Consider the following 17243-nt stretch of genomic DNA (forward strand, 5'->3'; position numbering starts at 1 on the left):
GGGGACTGCGGGGGACGTTCTCCGCGCACTTCGGGCTTATTGCCCGGGGAGAGAATCAGAGTCACACGAAGGAATGCAGCCATGGCAACAGGCACAGTTAAATGGTTCAACGCCGAAAAGGGTTTTGGCTTCATTGCCCCCGATGACGGGTCCGCTGACGTTTTCGCCCACTACTCGGCAATCGCCAGCAGCGGATACCGTTCACTCGATGAGAACCAGAAGGTTGAATTCGATGTGACCCAGGGCCCCAAGGGCCCGCAGGCAGAGAACATCCGCCCGCTCTAAGGCTTAGGTGACCTCCGGCTCTGCCGGGGAAACCCTGTACCAGGCAGCGGCCCCTTCAGCATCATGCTGGAGGGGCCGCTGTTTTGCTCCCCCACGTCAGCCCCGTCGCTTCTCCCCCGATTCCGGCTGGGGTTTGGGACAATTGGAGGGTGACGGGACAGGACCAGGGCCAGGATCCCTGGGAGGAGTTCGACAGGCTGGGACCGGCCGTGCCTGACCGCGTTCCCGGGCACCCCGGCGGGGAACCCCTCGGCTTCGGTTTCCGCACCGGCGTGCGCAGCGCACGCGTCGCCATCGGATTTGCCGTCTACACCCTCGCGCTGGGGACCATCCTGGCCCTGACCGGATGCATCTTTTTCGCCGCCCGCGGGCAATGGCTGCTCGTGGGACTGATGCTCGCCATCGAGGCAGTCTTCATTTTCGCGTTCAGGAGGCTTGTGGCGCAGGCCCGGAACCGGTCAGCCCGGCACCGTCCGCGCGGCCATGGTTTTCCCGAACAACCTGCTTGACCTTGACGCAGCGTCAACCCCTACGCTCGAAGCATGGATGCAGCGGAAGGTAAGGCCGGCACGGACTGGGCCATCCAGGACATCGCCAGGATGGCCGGAACCACCAGCCGTACGCTGCGCCATTACGGCGACATCGGGCTGCTGAAGCCCAGCCGCGTGGGCAGCAACGGCTACCGGTACTACGACGCCGCCGCCCTCCTGCAACTGCAGCGGATCCTCCTCCTGCGGGAGCTTGGGCTGGGCCTGCCGGCCATTGCCGAAGTCTTCCGCCGGCAGACAGACGCGGTCGAAGCGCTCAGCCACCACCTGGAGTGGCTGGGCCAGGAACAGGATCGGCTTTCGCGGCAGATGGCGTCCGTCCGGCAAACAATCGAAACGATTAAAAGAGGAGGCGGGATGGTGGCGGAAAAGATGTTCGACGGCTTTGACCACACACAGTACAAGGACGAGGTGGAGGAGCGCTGGGGCAAGGATGCCTACGCAAAGAGCGATGCCTGGTGGCGGGGCATGGATGCAGCGGGGAAACAGGAGTGGAAGTCCGCTGCTGAAAAGCTCGGCAGCGACTGGATCGCCGCGGCAGGTTCAGGGGCCGCCCCGGATGGCGCTGAGGCCCAGGACTTGGCCCGGCGGCAGGTCGAATGGCTGTCAGCCATTCCCGGGACACCCGCAGCCGGGCAAGGCGGGGACCTCAAGGGGTACGTGACCGGACTGGCGGAAATGTACGTGGCCGATGCCAGGTTCGCCGCCAATTACGGGGGTGAAGAAGGGGCGGCGTTTGTTCGTGACGCACTGCTGGTGTACGCCGACAGGAACCTCCAGGACCCGGCCCCGCCAACAGGAGGGGCCCGCTAGACGAAGGCCGACTTCCCGGTGACGGCACGCCCCACAATGAGGGAATTGATCTCGTAGCTGCCCTCGTAGGTGTAGAGGATTTCAGCGTCACCGAAGAGCTTGCCCATCTCATAGTCGGCACTGATTCCGTTGCCGCCCAGCAAGGACCGTCCCATGGCCACCGATGCCCGGGCAAGCCTGGTGGTGGTGGCCTTCGCCATGGCGGCCTGCGCCATCTCCAGCTTCCCCTCCTCCTGGATGCGGGCCAACTGCACCATAAGCGCCAGCGAGGCGGTGGCATTGCCCAGGATGTCAGCGAGCTGTTGCTGGACCAGCTGGAACCGCGCCAGCTCCCGGCCGAACTGCCGGCGGCTCAGCGAGTAGGCCCGCGCAACGTCGAACGCGGCAAGCTGGATTCCGGCGGCCTGCCAGCCCACCCAGGCGCGGGAGTCCCGGAGCAGGTCGTTCGCCTTGGCGAAGTCGGTGGCCCCGGGCAGCAGGTTGGAAGCCGGGATGCGGACGTCGCGCAGGGTGATGTCTGCGTTCTGCATGATCCGCAGGCCTATCTTGTTGCAGATCTTGGTGGCTGCATAGCCGGGCCGGTCCGTCTCCACAATGAAGGCCTTGACCTGCCGGTCTGCCATGTCCCGGGCCCACACCAGGGCAAAGTCTGCGATGGTTCCTGCACCGATCCAGCGCTTGGCGCCGTTCAGGATCCATCCATCGCCGTCCAGCCTGGCGGACGTCTCCAGCCCTCCGGAGATGTCGGAACCATGGCCAGGTTCCGTCAGGGCAAAGGCCCCCAGGCTGGTAAAGGCTTCCAGTCCCGGCAGCCAGCGGTGCTTCTGCTCCTGGGAGCCCAACTCGTTGAGGGTGCCCACGATCAGTTCATTGTGGATCCCGGCCAGCGCCGAGAGGGACACATCCGCCCGGGCCATTTCCACGTACATGAGGCCCTTGAAAAGAACCGAACTGCCGTCCACCTGAAGCGCGCCGAGGCCATGCCTGCCCAGTTCCGCCAGCAGGCCGAAGGGGAACTCTTCGCGGTTCCAATACTGGATGGACTGTTGGCGCACCCGTGCCTGCAGGAATTCGCGGACGCTGAGGAACCTCTCGCGTTCGTGGTGCGGCAGGAGGTCCGCCACGTACATCAGGTCCGCGTCAGGAAAAGGCAGCGCGTCGGCGGGACCTTGCGGCTGCACTGGCATAAGTCCCCTCCGCTCACGTAACCGTTGGATGTCCTAGTATATTCACAAGGCCAGGAAAAGTGAGCCGCATCACCACGAGGAAAGGTGTTCCATGCCTGCCCCGCTCTCCCGCGATCCCATTGCCGAAGCCCAGCGGAACTGGGAAGAACACGGCTGGGGGGATGTGGCCGCTCCGATGGCGGCCATAACGGCCATCATGCGCACCCAGCAGATCCTGCTGGCCAGGATCGAGTCCATCCTCAAACCGTTCGGCCTCACGTTTGCCCGCTATGAACTCCTGGCGCTGCTGAGCTTCGCCAGGAAGGGTTCGCTTCCCATGAACAAGGCGAGCGCCCTGTTGCAGGTCCATCCCACGTCCATCACCAATGCAGTGGACAGGCTGGAACGCGCCGGCCTGGTGGCCCGCTTCCCGCACCCCACGGACGGCCGGACCACGCTGATCGAACTCACCACCGAGGGGCGCACCCTGGCCAAGCGTTCGACGGCGGCCCTCAACGCCGAGGTGTTCAGCGCCCCCGGCTTTGAACCCGGCGACGTGGAGCACTTGATCCGGATCCTCCGGGCCTTCCGCCGGAACGCCGGCGATTTTGAGGATTGAGGATCATGCGGGTCTAGGGGCAATCCTGGTCAGCGTCGATACTTTTCCCGCTTGAACCGCCGGACCACGAGGGCGGCCACGGCAATCGCCAGGGCAGCGTAGACCGCGTAGTTCAGGAACTTGGAGTACTGCTCGATGAGCTGGTACTGGGTGCCCAGAAGGTACCCCAGGCCAATCAGTGCCCCGTTCCACAGACCGCTGCCGGCCAGGGTGAACAGGCTGAAGGTGCCCATGGGCATGCGCGATGCCCCTGCCGGGAGCGAGATCAGGCTGCGGATGCCGGGGAGCAGCCTGCCGAAAAAGATCGATGACCTGCCGTGGCGGCGGAACCAGCCTGCCGCGTGTTCAAAATCCTCACGGTCCACCAACGGAAGCCTGGACAACCCCCGGATGGAGCGCTCCAGGCCCAGCCTGGCGCCAAGCCAATAGAGGAACAAGGCACCGAGGTAGGCCCCAAGCGTGCTTGCCAAGAACACCATTACCAGGTTCAGGGACCCCTGCTTGGCAAGGTAGCCGGCCAGAGGCAGGATCACCTCACTGGGGATGGGCGGCACCACAGTTTCGGCGAGGGTAAAAGCACCTACGCCCCACTCGCCAAGCTGCTCTATGGCGCGGGCGGCGACGCCTACCAGGCCGGTGAGGTTATCCGTCGAGCCGCCTGCATCCCCCGCCAATGCCCACATGCCACTCCCCCATCCGGGTCAAGGTTGCCCTGCCTTGTTTACCTTACGCACCTGTGAACAGGCTGGGACCTATCCTTACCGGTGCCTGAACTCCGGCTGGCGCTTCTCGCTGAATGCCGCCATGCCTTCCTTCTGGTCCTCTGTGGCGAAGAGGGAGTGGAACAGCCTGCGCTCGAACAGGACACCCTGGGCCAGCCCGGTTTCGAAGGCGGCGTTCACGGCTTCCTTCGCCACCATGGCCGCGGGCTTGGACTTTGACGCGATCACATCAGCGGCCTTGAGGGCCTCCTCCACGACATCCTCGGCAGGCACCACCCGGGACACCAGGCCGCAGCGGTCCGCCTCCTCCGCTCCAATGAACCGTCCCGTAAGGATCAGGTCCATTGCCTTGGCCTTGCCCACCGCACGGGTCAGCCGCTGCGAACCGCCCATGCCCGGCAGGACGCCCAGGTTGATCTCCGGCTGGCCGAACTTGGCGTTGTCCCCGGCGATGATGAGGTCGCACATCATGGCCAGCTCGCATCCGCCCCCCAGTGCGAATCCAGAGACCGCGGCAATGGTGGGAATGCGGAGCCTGGTGAAATCCTCCCAGCCGCGGAACCAGTCGGCTGCATACATATCGATGTAGCTTTGGTCCGCCATCTCCTTGATGTCCGCCCCGGCAGCAAAGGCCTTGCCGGAACCCGTGATGACCACGGCTCCCACGCCCGGATCTGCGTCCATGATCCTCACGGCGGACACGAGTTCCTCCATGGTGTCCTTGTTGAGGGCATTAAGCGCGTGCGGCCGGTTCAGCGTCACCAGCCCTACCCGGCCCCGCTGTTCCACGAGGATGTTCGTGTATTCCGTCACTCCGGGCTCCCGTCGTCCTGCGCGGCACTGCGTGCTGCGCTTGGTGGTGCACCGCCTGACGCGTCCTGCAGTGCACTGGTTCTTGAGTTGTCTGGTTCCGCGCCGTCCGGGCGCCCGGACATGTTGCGGATGTCCGTGATGATGCCCGAGAAGTCCCTGCCGGCGCCCTCCCCCGCGGCAAACGTATCGTAGATTTCTGCTGCGAGCGGGCCCATCCGCGCCGCCACCCCGGTGCTTTTGAGCGCGTTGAGGGCGAGGTTGAGGTCCTTTGCCATGAGGGCTCCGGCAAAACCGGGCTGGTAGTCGCGGTTGGCAGGGCTCGTGGGAACGGGGCCGGGGACCGGGCAGTTGGTGGTGAGCGCCCAGCACTGCCCGGACGCTGCAGACGCCACATCAAACAGCGCCTGGTGGCTCAGGCCCAGCTTCTCCCCCAGGACGAAAGCTTCGCTGACGGCGATCATGGAAACACCGAGGATCAGGTTGTTGCAGATCTTGGCAGCCTGGCCCGCGCCGTGCCCCCCGCAGTGCACCGCGCGCTTGCCCATGACGTCGAGCAGCGGACGGACGTGCTCGACGCCCTCGTCCTCCCCGCCGACCATGAAGGTCAGGGTGCCGGCCTCCGCGCCCACCACGCCGCCCGAGACCGGAGCGTCCACTGACCGGTGGCCGGCGCCCACAGCGAGGGCTGCCGCTTCGCGGGCCTCGTTGACATTGATTGTGGAGCAGTCCAGGAACATGGTTCCGGGCTTCGCCGCCGCCAGCAGCCCCCGTTCTCCGGCGTTGCCGCGGTAGGCATCCAATACATGCCGGCCGCTGGGGAACATCGTGAGGACCACATCCGCGCCGGATACTGCTTCCTCCGCGCTCGCCGCAGTGGGGACGCCGGCGGCCTGGGCGGCTTCAAGGGCTGCCGGCACAACGTCGAAGCCGGTCACGGGGTAGCCGGCCTTCACCAGGTTCACGGCCATGGGCCCGCCCATATGGCCGAGGCCCAGGAACGCCACAGTGTACTTTTCAGGCATGGTCAGGCTCCTTTAGCTGCAGGTCCACGCTATTAAGGTCCAATTCCCTGCTGCCCAGCGGCTCGAAAAAGCGGTCCACCAGGCCCGGTTCCACCTCGGCCAGGGTGGGCGGCTTCCAGCGGGGGTTCCGGTCCTTGTCCACCACCTGCGCCCGGATGCCCTCCCGGAAGTCCGGCGCAGACAGGAACCGGAGGCCCACGCGGTATTCCTGGGCCAGCGCCTCATCCAGTGTCCGGCCCCTAATCCTGCGCAGGGAGGCCAGCGTGACCTTGACCGACGTGGGCGACTTCGCCTCGATGGTATCGGCGGCCTGAAGGGCTTCGGCGCTCTTGCCCCCTTGGTAGCCGCGCAGGCGCCGCACAATGTCCTCGGCGTCGTCCGAGGCATAGCAGCTGTCGATCCAGTCCCGCTGCCCCTCCAGCACGGAGGGCGGGGCTTCCACCCGGTAACGCCCGACGGCGGCCTCCGCCGTCTCGTCCTCCAGCGCCGCCACCAGGGCAGGCAGCTTTTCGGACGGGACAAAGTGGCTGGCCAGGCCAAGGAACAGGGCGTCCGCTGCGGTCAGATGCGCGCCCGTCAGGGCGGCATGGGTCCCGGCTTCCCCGGGGGCGCGGGACAGGAGGAAGGTCCCGCCCACGTCGGGGGCAAAGCCGATGGTGGTTTCCGGCATCCCCGTCCGGGTGCGCTCGGTGACCACCCGGACGGACCCGTGCGCGGAAATTCCAACGCCCCCGCCCAACACCAGCCCGTCCATCAATGCCACATAGGGCTTGGGATACCGGGCAATGAGGGAATTGACCTGATACTCCGTCTCCCAGAAATGCGCCGTCCTGCCACCGCCCGCCAGCATGTCTTCGTAGATTGCCACGATGTCGCCGCCGGCACAGAGGCCACGGCTGCCGGCGCCCTGCACCAGGACCGTGGCAACCCCGTCGTCGTCCGCCCACAGGGTGAGCTGCTCCAAAAGCGCGCCAACCATCCCCGCCGTAAGCGCATTCACCGCCTTGGGCCGGTTGAGGGTCACCACCCCCAGCCGGCCGCGGCGCTCGAACAGCACCTCGGCGTTGCTGCCTGCAGCTCCGGAGGGGCTCCCGGCACCGTCTGCTGCGCTGTTTGCCATGCTGGCCGCCATCAGCTTCCTTCCGGCATCACGAAGCTGGCTCCGTTGCGTATTCCTGACGGCCACCGCGTGGTCACCGTCTTGGTCTTGGTGTAGAAGCGGAACGCGTCCGCGCCGTGTTGGTTGAGGTCGCCGAATCCTGACGCCTTCCAGCCACCGAACGTGTAATACGCGATGGGCACGGGGATGGGCACATTGACGCCCACCATGCCCACGTCCACCCGGGTGGCGAAATCCCTGGCGGCGTCACCGTCGCGGGTGAAAATCGCGACGCCGTTGCCGAACTCGTTGTCAGTGCACAGCCGCAGGGCTTCATCATAATCAGCCGCCCTGACAACGCTGAGGACGGGACCGAAGATCTCATTGCGGTAGATCGCCATGTCCTTGCTGACGTGGTCGAAAAGGGTGGGCCCTATCCAGAAGCCGTCTTCATGTCCCTGCACGCTGAAGCCCCGGCCGTCGGCCAGCAGCGTGGCGCCTTCATCCACCCCTGCCTGGATGTAGCCCTCGATGCGCTCCTTGGCGGCAGCCGTGACCACCGGGCCAAAGTCCGTGTCCTTGTCCAGGCTTGGGCCCACCCTGAGCGCCTTGATCCGTTCCTGGAGCCTGGCCACCAACCGGTTGGCTGTCTCCTCCCCTACCGGCACGGCCACCGAAACAGCCATGCAGCGCTCGCCGGCTGAGCCGTATCCCGCTCCGATGAGGGCGTCGGCCGCCTGGTCCAGGTCCGCATCAGGCATGACCACCATGTGGTTCTTGGCACCGCCAAAGCACTGCGCCCGCTTTCCGTGGGCCGCAGCCGTGGCGTAGATGTACTGGGCCACGGGGGTGGAGCCCACGAACCCCACGGCTTTTACCCGGGGATCCTCGAGCAGGGCGTCCACTGCTTCCTTGTCTCCGTTCACCACATTGAACACCCCGTCCGGAACGCCCGCCTCGGCGTACAGCTCGGCCAGGCGGAGGGGCACGGAGGGATCGCGTTCGGAGGGTTTCAGGATGAAGGCGTTGCCGGCCGCCAGGGCGGGGCCGGACTTCCACAGCGGAATCATCGCGGGAAAGTTGAACGGCGTGATGCCCGCCACCACGCCAAGGGGCTGGCGCAGTGAGTGGATGTCAATCCCCGGGCCCGCATCGGTGGAGAACTCGCCCTTGAGCAAGTGCGGCGCGCCGGCAGCGAACTCCACCACCTCCAGGCCGCGCTGGATGTCGCCTTTCGAATCGGCGAGGGTCTTCCCATGTTCGGAGGAGAGCAGCCGGGCGAGCCCATCGATGTCCTGGTTGACCAGGTCCACGAACCGCAGCATGATCCTGCCGCGCCGCTGCGGGTTCATGGCCGCCCACTCCAGCTGCGCCTTTTCCGCGACAGCTACTGCGTTCTGCACCTCGTCCCGGCCGGCGAGCGGCACCCGGGCCTGGACCTCGCCGGTGCATGGATCAAAGACGTCGCCAAATCGGCCTGACAGGCCGGCAGCATGGTGGCCGCCGACAAAATGGGACAGTTCGCGGACCATGACTGCAGGCTCCTTCGCATGTGATCCAGGTCATTCCTGTTTGCGAATATACTCGGACTTCCTACTAATTTCCATACGCGCTGCCCTGGCCCCGTGGCAGGGTGGCGGTCTGCGCCGTCGTGCGGCACAGTGGTGCCCGATTCCGGCGGATTGGACTCAACGCGCGAGCGTGTCCGCGCCGTTGTGCCCCGTTTCGGAGCCCTGCCCCGGTCCGCATCTCCGGCGCTCAAGGTAGGTTAGGAACTGTGAAGATTGCTACCTGGAACGTGAACTCCCTCCGTGCCCGCGCCGACCGCGTCGAAGCCTGGCTTCAGCGCAGCGACTGCGATGTCCTGGCCATCCAGGAGACCAAGTGCAAGGATGAAAACTTTCCGTGGGAACTCTTTGAGCGGATGGGCTACGAGGTTGCCCACTTCGGCGTCAACCAGTGGAACGGGGTGGCCATCGCTTCCCGCGTGGGGCTGGACGACGTGGAGCGCACCTTCCTGGACCAGCCCTCGTTCGGCAAGGCCGGCAAGGACCCCGTGCAGGAGGCCCGGGCCATGGCCGCCACCTGCGCCGGTATCCGCATCTGGAGCCTCTACGTCCCCAATGGCCGGTCCCTGGACGACGAACACATGCCGTACAAGCTCAAGTGGCTGGAGAGCCTGAAGACGCACGCCCAGGAACTGGTCACGCAGAACCCCGAAGCCCAGGTGGCCCTGATGGGCGATTGGAACATCGCCCCGTTCGACGAGGACGTCTGGGACATCGACCTCTTCGTCAACAACCGGTACACCCACGTCAGCCCGCCCGAGCGAGCCGCCTTCCACGCTTTCGAGTCGGCAGGCTTCACCGACGTAGTGCGCCCCTACACCCCGGGCCCGGGCGTATACACGTACTGGGATTACACCCAGCTGCGCTTTCCCAAAAAGGAGGGCATGCGGATCGACTTCGTGCTGGCCAGCCCGGCCCTGGCGGCGCGCGTGACCGGCGCTTCGATCGACCGCGAGGAGCGCAAGGGCAAGGGCGCCTCGGACCACGCCCCCGTGCTGGTGGAACTGGCGGACTGATGTCAGCATCCTGGACCCACGTTGGGAGGCCGAGATGACCGGAAACCTCTACCGGGGCCAGGCCGGCCTGCCATTCTCGTCCACCCTGCGTGTCTACGAGCCGCTGGAAGCCTTCCCCGAGGAGCAGCGCCAGGCAATCCAGGCTGAGGGCGCGCGCTCGGCCTCCCGCGCCGCCGTCGAAAATGCGGAACTCCTGGCCTCGCTGGGACGCATCACGCGCTCCGGCGGCGACCCCTTCCCCACGGGACGCACGGACCTGGTCCGTGTCACCACTGCCCCGGCATCATCCGCGGGAACCGCCGGCGAAACATCCGACGACGACAATGCTGACGCGGAGCCGGTGCTGCTGTACTGCCCCAGCCAGTTGGTGCTGAGGGCCGGCCTGGCGGCCAACGCCCTGATGCAGGGCATCCACGGTCCGCTGGCCGAACTGCTGATCCCCGAGGAGCAGCGGGACAAGCATCAGGAACGGATAGACCAGGTCAAAGCCCGCGACGGATCCGTCCGGGTGCACACCCGTGCGTCCACCTGGGGGATCCCCTTCAGCTGGTTCTCCCTGTTCATGGAATCGGACCACAAGGACGTGGTGGAGGCCGGCGGCCGGATCGTCACCGTCCGGGTGTGGGCGCCCATTACCGACGCCCTGGAGCGGGCACGCTACGCCGTGGCGAACCTTGCCCTGGCCGCACCGGACCTGGACATGCTGGACGACCTCGCCCAGCTCACCGAATGGCTGGAACTGTTCCACGTCAATTCGATGGTGGAGCTTGACTATGGGGCTGTTGCCGACAAGGTGTACCCGGACGATTCGCCCATGGATATCCGGCTGGGCATTGAGTGCCTCGCCGAGGGGACATGACCGGCGCCGCTGCAGCCTACCGGCGCCTGGCGTCCCGCTGGATCCCCATCCGCCAGCTGGCGCGCGCTTCCTGACGCCATCCGCGCGGGCCAGTCGTTCAGGACTGGGGCGGCGCCGTGGTCCTTCGGACAATCAGCTCATGGGGCGCGACGGCGGACCGCACGGAGCCGATCTGCCCGTCCAGTTCGTCCAGCAGCATCTTGGTGGCCAGCTCTGCCTGCTCATCGGGCCGCTGGCCAACGGTGGTCAGCCCCATGGCGTCGGCAAAATCGTGGTTATCGATGCCCACCACGGAGAGTTCCTCCGGGACCCGCACGCCAATGCGGGCCGCTTCAAAAATGACGCCCATGGCCATCTCGTCCGAGGCGCAGAAGATGGCAGTCGGCTTTTTCCCCGGTTTGGACCAGAGCCGGCGCAAGGCTTCCTGGCCGCTGCGGACCGTGAAGTCACCCCATTCATCCCACTCGGGGCGGGTGGGGAGGCCGGCGGCCGTCATGACGTCCTTGAACGCAAGGATACGGACCCGGGGAACATCAAAGTTCAGGTCTGTCTCGTCGTCCCCGTGCAGCAGGGCGATATCCCGGTGGCCCAGGTCGATCAGGTGGCGGACGGCAGCAGATGCGGCGGCATAGTCGTCAATGCCGATATAGGCGCACTCTTCGACATGGCCGCCCACCACCACCAGCGGAATGTCGATCTTCTGCAGATGGTCCAGCTCTTCGTGGGTCAGCGCCATACACAACACCAGCAGGGCATCGATCTGCTTATAGACCATGGTCTTGCTGAAAAGCCGCTCCCGGTTGCTCCCGTGTCCACCGAGGTTGAACAGCGAAAGGTTGTAGTTGCGGGCGTGCAGTTCGCGGTCCGCGCCCTCGATGGCCTTGGAAAAGAACCAGCGGCTCACGAACGGGGCAAGCACCCCGATCGTCCTGGTGCGTCCCGTGGCCAGGCCGGACGCGGAGGAGGAGGCAACGTAGCCCAGGTCTCCTGCGACGTCGAGGATCTTTTGCCGTGTTGCCGGGGACACCCGGGGCAGTCCCCGGACCGCCCGGGACACGGTGGCGGTGGACACTCCTGCGGCGGCCGCTACGTCTTCAATGCTGACCCCGCTGTGGCCTCCCCGTTGAGACCTTTCAGTTGTGCGTGCCACGGTGTCCCCTCATGTACTCCCTGCAGGTGTCCGCCCTGCTTAATGCGATACCGCCGTGCCAATCGTATTTTGGACACAGTCGTGCATCGCAGTGTTACCGCGCCGGGTGGACGCCGGCAGCGGATCCAGCTGTATCATCTCCGTTCCGGCAGGCGCCGCCGCAGCCGCACCATTCCGTACAGCGCCAAAAGCGTTGCCAGCAGGCCCAGTGCCCAGCCAAGGGCGGGCTGCGCAGTCACCTCCATCCAGACGGTGACCACAAGAAGGACCAGTGCCCAGAAGCCGAGGAACCCGATGATGATGTCAAAATCCTCGCCGGACCTCAGGAGCCGGCGGCCGCCCCCCGCCCCCGGGGTGCGGGGGCGGGAAGCGTCGCGTGTCACTTGACCGCACCAGCCGTCAGGCCGGCAACGATCTTGCGCTGGAAGACAAGCACCAGGATCACCAGAGGAATGGTGACAATGGTGCCCGCGGCCATGATGGCGGTGTAGGGGATCTGGTTGGGCTGCGCGCCGGCGAAGCTGGCGATGGCAACCGTGACGGGCTTCGTTGCCTCATTCGACAACTGGCTGGCGATGAGGAATTCATTCCAGGAGGAGATGAAGGCCAGGATCGCCGTGGTGAAGATGGCCGGGGCGGCCAGCGGCATGATCACTTTCCGGAACGCCTGGCCCTGCGTGCAGCCGTCAACGCGGGCTGATTCCTCAAGCTCCCACGGCATCTCGCGGAAGAAGGAGGTCAGGGTGTAGACGGTGAGCGGCAGGACGAAGGAGATGTTCGGGATGATCAGGGCCTGGTAGGTGCCCATCCAGCCGATGTTGGTGAAAAGCTGGAACAGCGGGGTGATCAGGGCAACACCGGGGAACATGGAGGCGCCCAGGATGAACCCCAGCACGAGGTACTTGAACCGGAAGTTCAGGCGTGCCAGTGCATAGGCTGCGAAGACGCCGATCACCAGCGAGATCACCGTGACCGTCACACCGATAATGATGCTGTTGCCAAGGGCCCGGCCGAACTGGTTGCCGAAGGACGTATCGAACGCAGTGGTGAAGTTGTCCATGGTCACGTGCGTCGGCCAAGGCGTTGTGTCGTAGGTGAAGCCGACCTCGCGGAACGCCGTCACCACCATCCAGTAAGCCGGTGCAAGGCACCAGATCAGGATCACGACGGCGCTGATGTACGTACGGGCGCTCGCCCACTTTTCCCGGGTCTGGGCGGCCTTGCGGCCCTTGTCCTGCTGCGCCCGCAATGCCGTGGAGGCAGTTGTGGTTGTCATTTCTTCCCCTTACCGGTGGCTCCGCTTTGTTCCACGACGTTCGCACCGAGGAAGCGGACGAAGATGAATGCGACCAGGAAAATGATGATGAACGTAATGGTGGACAAGGCAGCTGCCGAGTTGAACCCTTGCCTGATCTGGTTGATCACCAGGATGGACAGTGTGGTGGTGTTATTGGCACCGCCGGTCAGGATGTAGGGAAGGTCGAACATACGCAGGGCATCCAGGGTGCGGAACAGGATGGCCACCATCAGCGCGGGCTTCACCAGCGGAAGCGTGATGAGGCGGAAGCGCTGCCAGGCACTTGCGCCATCGACCTTTGCGGCCTCGTAGACCTCTGCCGGGATCATCTGCAGGCCGGCCAGGATCAGCAGCGCCATGAACGGCGTGGTTTTCCAGGTGTCTGCGATGATCACTGCCCACTTGGCCGGCCACTCGCTGCCTGTCCACAGGATGGAAACGTTGAACAGCTTGTTGATGATGCCGTTGAAGTCGAACATGAAGAGCCACAGCTGGGCCGTGACAGCGGTGGGGATGGCCCACGGAACGAGGACGGCTGCGCGGACCAGGCCGCGGCCCTTGAACGTCCGCGCCATGATCATGGCCATCCAGAAGCCAAGCACTGTCTCAAAGGCCACGGTGATGACCGTAAAGAGGAAGGTGGTTCCGGTGGCGGTCCAGAACTGGCCGCCAAGGGTGCCCGGCGGGCAAGCGACGGTACCACCGTTCGGGGCGGCACACTGCTGCCCCAGCCAGTTGACGTAGTTTTGGATACCCGCTGGGCCCCCGGCCGTGAACAGCCCGGTGACCGGGTCCAGCCCCGCATCCTTCTGGAAGGACATCACAATGGCGCTGATGATGGGGTAAACAATGACGATGCCCAGGGCAATGATCGTGGGAGCCAACAGCCAGGAGGCCCATTTGCCCTGGCTGAGGATCGCGTTGTCTTCGCCTACACCTTTGGGACCGTGGTGTACATCGGGGGCGCCCGACGCCGGCTTTACCGGCGTCGGGCCCAATTCGGTTGCCATGGCTAAACTACGATCCTGCGCCAGCGGACTCGATGGACTTCTGCATGTCAGACAGCGCGTCCTTGGCCGGCTTCTCACCCTTCAGTGCAGCGTAGGCGTTTTCCTGGATCGCCTGCGTAACAGCCGGGTAGAACGGGGTTACCGGACGGGGAACAGCGTTCTCGATGGAGGTCTTCAGCACCGGCAGGTACGGAAGCTTGGCAACCAGTTCCTTGTCTTCATACAGTGCACCGAAGACCGGAGCCAGCGAACCCTTCGTGGCGAAGAACTTCTGCTGCTCTTCCGCGATCAGGAACTTCACGAAGTCCAGGGAAGTTGCCTTGTGGTCCGAGTAGACGCTGATGGCTGCGCTGTGGCCGCCGAGGGAGGAGGCACCGGGGCCGTCCTTGCCCGGCAGGGCAGCCATACCCAGCACGTCCTTCACCTTGGAGGAACCTTCGGTGGTGGCCAGGTTGTAGACGTAGGGCCAGTTGCGGAGGAAGAGCAGCTTGCCTTCCTGGAAAGCGCGGCGGCTTTCCTCTTCCTGGTAGGTGATGGCCTCGGCCGGGATGTTCCCGTTCTTGAAGGCCTCAACCAGGTTGTTCAGGCCCTTTTCTGCCTCAGGGGTGTTCAGGTTCGGCTTGCCCTGGTCATTAAGGACGGATCCGCCGGCCGAGTTGATGGCCTCGGAAGCATTGACCGTGAGGCCTTCATACTGCTTGAACTGTCCCGAGTAGCAGCCCATGTTGTTCTGCTTTGCGATGGAGCACATCCCCATCATCTCGTCCCACGTCTTGGGTGCTTCCGGCACAAGGTCCTTGCGGTAGTACAGGATGCCGCCATCGGAAGACACCGGGGCTGCGTATAGAGTGCCCTTGTACGAACCGGCTTCGACCGTGGGTTCAAGCATTCCCTTGGTTTCTACGGCCATCTTGTCCTTGAGGGGCTGCAGCCACCCCTTGGCTGCGAACTCGGCGGTCCACACGACATCCACGCTTGCCACATCGTAGTCAGCGTTCTTGGCCTGGAAGTTCTGTACCAGGTCGTCATGCTGCTGGTCGGCCTGGTCTGTCTGCTCCTTGAACGTGACCTTCTCGTCCGGGTGGGCAGCATTCCACTTTTCGATCAGGGGACGCACCACATTGCTGTTGTCTTTGCCTTGGACGTACGTAATGGGACCCCGGCTGTCCAGGTTCTTTTCGGCGTCGGTACCGCCGCCGCCAGTGGTCCCGCCGCCGCCTCCGCCGCCGCATGCGGTCAGGGACAGGGCCAGGACACCGGCGGTTGCAGCCGGCAGTAGGAATCTAGGGGTTTTCATTGGCTTGAAGCTCCTCGCTGAGTGACAAGTAAGTCGGCAGTGCGCTTGCTAGGTGAGGTTGATGTGGTGACCATCACACTAGTAAGGTTGCTCGTGGTTATGCAAGCGTTTACATCAAAAAGTTATCTGAGAGGAACCAAATGTCCAACCCGGCCGTTCCTGCCTCCGACGCTTCCCATGAATGGTGGACCGACGCCGTCGTCTACCAGGTCTACCCCCGGTCTTTCGCGGACGGCAACGGCGACGGCATGGGCGATTTGCGCGGGGTGATGGACCGCTTGCCCTACCTGGAACGGCTGGGCGTGGATGCAATCTGGCTGTCCCCCTTCTACAAGTCGCCGCAGGCCGACGGCGGCTATGACGTGGCCGATTACCGCCAGGTTGACCCCCTGTTCGGGTCCCTGGCGGACTTCGATGCGATGTTGCATGAAACTCACCGGCGGGGCATGAAGGTCATCGTTGACCTGGTCCCTAACCACACCTCTGACGAACACGCGTGGTTCCGGGAGGCCCTCGCTGCGCCGCCGGGATCCCCTGAACGCGACCGTTACATCTTTCGCCCCGGGAAGGACGAAGTACCCGGATCCGGCGACGGCAACCGGGCACCGAACAACTGGAAATCGATTTTCGGAGGACCGGCCTGGACCCGGATCACCGAAGCGGACGGCTCCCCGGGCGAGTGGTACCTCCACCTGTTCGACACGAAGCAACCGGACCTGAACTGGGACAACCAGGAAGTGCAGGAGGAGATGCGCTCCGTACTCCGCTTCTGGCTGGACCGCGGAGCGGACGGTTTCCGGGTGGACGTTGCGCACGGCATGGTCAAGGAGGCCGGCCTGCCCGACTGGGACGGGGTGGCGGCAATGGTTGAAGGCACCTCGGCTGAGGGCAAAGTGGAGGTGCACAGGGAACCGTCGCTGCCAGGCGATGCGCCCGGCGCACATACCAATGCCGAAGAACCCCACCGCGCCGTATCTCCCGTTTATCCGCCGTCGCCCTTCTTCGACCAGGACGGCGTGCACGCGATTTACCGTGACTGGCACCGCGTCCTGTCGGAGTACGGCAGCGACCGGATGATGGTGGCCGAAGCCTGGGTGGAACCAGCAGAGCGGCTGGCGCTTTACGTCCGGCCGGACGAAATGCAGCAGGCCTTCAACTTCGACTCCCTGATGGCCGGGTGGGATGCAGAACGGATGTCAGAGGCGATCGACGCATCCCTGAAGGCCGCCGCAGCCGTGGGGGCACCGTGCACCTGGGTGCTGAGCAACCACGACACCGTCCGCCATTCCACCCGGTTCGGCCTCAAGGATCCCACCACCTTTCCCAAGGGCATCGCAGCGGACGATGAGCAGCCGGATGCCGCCCTTGGACTGGCCCGGGCCCGGGCGGCCACCCTGGTGGAGCTGGCGCTGCCGGGTTCCGCCTACCTGTACCAGGGCGAGGAACTGGGGCTCCCTGAGCACACCACGCTCCCCCCGGAGGCCCGCCAGGACCCTACCTTTTTCCGGACGCAGGGGGCAGAAACCGGCCGCGACGGCTGCCGGGTCCCGCTGCCCTGGGCGGCGGAACTACCTGGTTATGGCTTCTCACAGTCCTTCCAGGGCGAAGCGGCCCCGCCCTGGCTTCCGCAGCCCGAAAGCTTCGGTCCGCTCGCAGCGGACCAGCAGGAAATCGAGGAAGGCTCCACGCTTGAGCTGTACCGGGCTGCACTGGCGTTCCGGTCCGCCCGGAACCTGGGCAAGGGTTCCCTTGAATGGGCCGAGGTCCACGCTCCGGAAAGCGGCCTGCTGGGCTTCCACAACGGAGATGTGCTGGTCCTGGCCAACATGGGCTTTGCCTCCGCGCCCATCCCTGAGGGCTATTCCGTGGAGCTGTCCAGCGGCACGGAGCCGGCCTCGGAATGGGGCCAAATGGATGAGGTGCCCGTGGACTGCGCCGTCTACCTCACCCGGAACTAGT

At 65.0% G+C, this 17243-nt stretch carries 17 protein-coding genes and 1 pseudogene; 7 read left to right on the plus strand and 11 right to left on the minus strand.

All coding sequences use genetic code 11. The features are described 5' to 3' along the window. Positions 1–81: 81 nt before the first annotated feature. The 3 genes from GK109_RS07285 (at position 82) to GK109_RS07295 (ending at position 1646) form a co-directional block, all read left to right on the plus strand. Positions 82–285 carry a cold-shock protein gene (locus tag GK109_RS07285; protein WP_013599688.1) on the plus strand — a complete coding sequence of 68 codons (204 nt, stop codon included), beginning with the start codon at positions 82–84 and terminating at the stop codon, positions 283–285. A gap of 149 nt (positions 286–434) precedes the next feature. Beyond that, positions 435–794 (plus strand): hypothetical protein, encoded by a 360-nt coding sequence (locus GK109_RS07290; RefSeq protein ID WP_323057744.1) that lies wholly within the window; start codon positions 435–437, stop codon positions 792–794. A gap of 33 nt (positions 795–827) precedes the next feature. After that, the gene (locus GK109_RS07295) at positions 828–1646 is read left to right on the plus strand and encodes a TipAS antibiotic-recognition domain-containing protein (protein ID WP_157239407.1); all 819 of its coding nucleotides are present in this window, start codon (positions 828–830) and stop codon (positions 1644–1646) included. Here GK109_RS07295 and GK109_RS07300 read toward each other — a convergent pair. Further along, positions 1643–2833: an acyl-CoA dehydrogenase family protein gene (locus GK109_RS07300; RefSeq protein WP_157239409.1), complete on the minus strand. Its 1191-nt coding sequence runs from the start codon at positions 2831–2833 to the stop codon at positions 1643–1645. The two genes, GK109_RS07295 and GK109_RS07300, sit on opposite strands and share 4 nt — an antisense overlap. A 91-nt stretch (positions 2834–2924) precedes the next feature. Here GK109_RS07300 and GK109_RS07305 point away from each other — a divergent pair, with 91 nt between their 5' ends. Next, complete coding sequence (locus GK109_RS07305; protein ID WP_157239411.1) at positions 2925–3431, plus strand: MarR family winged helix-turn-helix transcriptional regulator; 507 nt, start codon at positions 2925–2927, stop codon at positions 3429–3431. A 29-nt stretch (positions 3432–3460) separates the two neighbouring features. Here the strand turns inward: GK109_RS07305 and GK109_RS07310 are convergent, their stop codons facing one another. The 5 genes from GK109_RS07310 to GK109_RS07330 all read right to left on the minus strand — a co-directional run bounded on the left by GK109_RS07310 (position 3461) and on the right by GK109_RS07330 (position 8619). Then, on the minus strand, positions 3461–4114 hold the full coding sequence (locus tag GK109_RS07310) for a DedA family protein (protein ID WP_157239413.1): 654 nt from the start codon (positions 4112–4114) through the stop codon (positions 3461–3463). 75 nt (positions 4115–4189) lie between these two features. Then, positions 4190–4966, minus strand: a complete 777-nt coding sequence (locus tag GK109_RS07315; protein WP_321215221.1) for an enoyl-CoA hydratase — start codon at positions 4964–4966, stop codon at positions 4190–4192. Next, positions 4963–5988, minus strand: coding sequence for a 3-hydroxyisobutyrate dehydrogenase (gene mmsB, locus GK109_RS07320; protein ID WP_157239414.1), 1026 nt, complete (start codon positions 5986–5988; stop codon positions 4963–4965). Before mmsB ends, GK109_RS07315 begins: the two co-directional genes overlap by 4 nt. After that, the gene (locus GK109_RS07325; protein ID WP_157239416.1) at positions 5981–7108 is read right to left on the minus strand and encodes an enoyl-CoA hydratase/isomerase family protein; all 1128 of its coding nucleotides are present in this window, start codon (positions 7106–7108) and stop codon (positions 5981–5983) included. Before GK109_RS07325 ends, mmsB begins: the two co-directional genes overlap by 8 nt. 11 nt (positions 7109–7119) lie before the next feature. Further along, positions 7120–8619, minus strand: a complete 1500-nt coding sequence (locus GK109_RS07330) for a CoA-acylating methylmalonate-semialdehyde dehydrogenase (RefSeq protein WP_157239418.1) — start codon at positions 8617–8619, stop codon at positions 7120–7122. Positions 8620–8864: 245 nt separating this feature from the next. Here GK109_RS07330 and GK109_RS07335 point away from each other — a divergent pair, with 245 nt between their 5' ends. Together GK109_RS07335 and GK109_RS07340 are read left to right on the plus strand one after the other, a co-directional pair. Further along, complete coding sequence (locus GK109_RS07335) at positions 8865–9671, plus strand: exodeoxyribonuclease III (protein ID WP_321215217.1); 807 nt, start codon at positions 8865–8867, stop codon at positions 9669–9671. Between the two features lie 34 nt (positions 9672–9705). Next, positions 9706–10604 (plus strand): annotated as a pseudogene (locus GK109_RS07340) (hypothetical protein). 23 nt (positions 10605–10627) lie between these two features. Here GK109_RS07340 and GK109_RS07345 read toward each other — a convergent pair. The 5 genes from GK109_RS07345 to GK109_RS07365 all read right to left on the minus strand — a co-directional run bounded on the left by GK109_RS07345 (position 10628) and on the right by GK109_RS07365 (position 15284). Continuing rightward, positions 10628–11680: a LacI family DNA-binding transcriptional regulator gene (locus GK109_RS07345; protein WP_370460453.1), complete on the minus strand. Its 1053-nt coding sequence runs from the start codon at positions 11678–11680 to the stop codon at positions 10628–10630. A gap of 134 nt (positions 11681–11814) precedes the next feature. Next, the gene (locus GK109_RS07350; RefSeq protein ID WP_321215214.1) at positions 11815–12063 is read right to left on the minus strand and encodes a hypothetical protein; all 249 of its coding nucleotides are present in this window, start codon (positions 12061–12063) and stop codon (positions 11815–11817) included. Next, positions 12060–12956, minus strand: coding sequence for a carbohydrate ABC transporter permease (locus GK109_RS07355; protein WP_157239419.1), 897 nt, complete (start codon positions 12954–12956; stop codon positions 12060–12062). The genes GK109_RS07350 and GK109_RS07355 overlap by 4 nt, the downstream gene beginning before the upstream one ends. Then, positions 12953–13987 carry a carbohydrate ABC transporter permease gene (locus tag GK109_RS07360; protein ID WP_157239420.1) on the minus strand — a complete coding sequence of 345 codons (1035 nt, stop codon included), beginning with the start codon at positions 13985–13987 and terminating at the stop codon, positions 12953–12955. Before GK109_RS07360 ends, GK109_RS07355 begins: the two co-directional genes overlap by 4 nt. 7 nt (positions 13988–13994) lie before the next feature. Beyond that, positions 13995–15284, minus strand: coding sequence for an ABC transporter substrate-binding protein (locus GK109_RS07365; protein WP_157239421.1), 1290 nt, complete (start codon positions 15282–15284; stop codon positions 13995–13997). Between the two features lie 140 nt (positions 15285–15424). Here GK109_RS07365 and GK109_RS07370 point away from each other — a divergent pair, with 140 nt between their 5' ends. Then, on the plus strand, positions 15425–17242 hold the full coding sequence (locus GK109_RS07370) for a glycoside hydrolase family 13 protein (RefSeq protein WP_157239422.1): 1818 nt from the start codon (positions 15425–15427) through the stop codon (positions 17240–17242). The last annotated feature ends 1 nt before the right edge of the window (position 17243 follow it).

Origin of the sequence: Pseudarthrobacter sp. GA104 (assembly GCF_009741265.1) — a bacterium.
GTDB lineage: Bacteria > Actinomycetota > Actinomycetes > Actinomycetales > Micrococcaceae > Arthrobacter.